Annotated in this window: 1 protein-coding gene; it reads right to left on the minus strand. The window is 68.6% G+C overall.

The annotated features are described in order from the left end of the window. Window positions 1-952 (minus strand): ATP-binding cassette domain-containing protein (locus AC1D00_RS42935; protein ID WP_477014897.1); only part of this gene is annotated, 952 nt, incomplete at both ends.

The raw sequence follows: 952 nt of genomic DNA on the forward strand, positions 1-952 counted from the left end.
GCGCAAGGGGCCGGCGATGTTCTCCCTGGCCGAGAGGTGCGCGAACAAGTTGAACTGCTGGAACACCATGCCGACGCCGACGCTGGCCCGTTCGTTGGCGAGGTCGCGGGGTGACAGCGGCTTGCCGTTCTCGCCGAAGCCGAGGCGCCGGCCGCCGACGCGCACGGTGCCGGCGTCCCAGTTTTCGAGATGATTGACGCAGCGGAGCAGCGTGCTCTTGCCGGAGCCGCTGGGCCCGAGCAGCGCCACCACCTCGCCGACGCGGACCGTCAGGTCCAGACCATCGAGCACCTTTTGGGCGCCATAGCGCTTGGTGAGGTCCTTGGCCTCGACCGCGATGTTGTTGCGCGCGATGGTCGCGGCGCGGCGGGTGCGCTCCTCGCGGGTCAGCGCCAGCGGCGGCGTGGCGGTCAGCTCTGCCGGTGCGGGCTCCGGATCATCAACGGCGATCGCGGCAAGTTCAAGCTTGGTGCCGAGATCGACGCGGCGCCACGGCAGGTAATCGGCAAGCTTGCGCTGGCGCCCCTTGGCCCGATCGAGATCGAGCAGCCATTCGACGAAGAGCTGGATGGCACTGATGGCAAAGGTCAGCACGAGGTATAAAAGGCCGGAGGCGAAGAAGATCGAGAAGAAGTCGAAGGTCGAGGACGCAAGCTGGGTCGAGCGCAAGGTCAGCTCCTGGACCGCGACGACGGAGGCCAGCGAGGAGTTCTTCAGCGCGCTGACGGCCTCGTTGCCGAAAGCCGGGATCATGGTGCGGATCGCCTGCGGCGCGATCACCCGCCACATCAGGATCCGCGGCGTCATGCCGAGCGCCTGGCCCGCGGTCACCTGGCCGCGATCGACGCCGAGCACGCCGGCCCGCAGCATCTCGGCGATGAACGGCGCCTCGTTGCAGGCGAGCGCAAGGCCGGCCGCCAGCACCGCCGGCAGCTTGATGCCGATATGCGGC

Source organism: Bradyrhizobium sp. P2_E8, assembly GCF_056403875.1.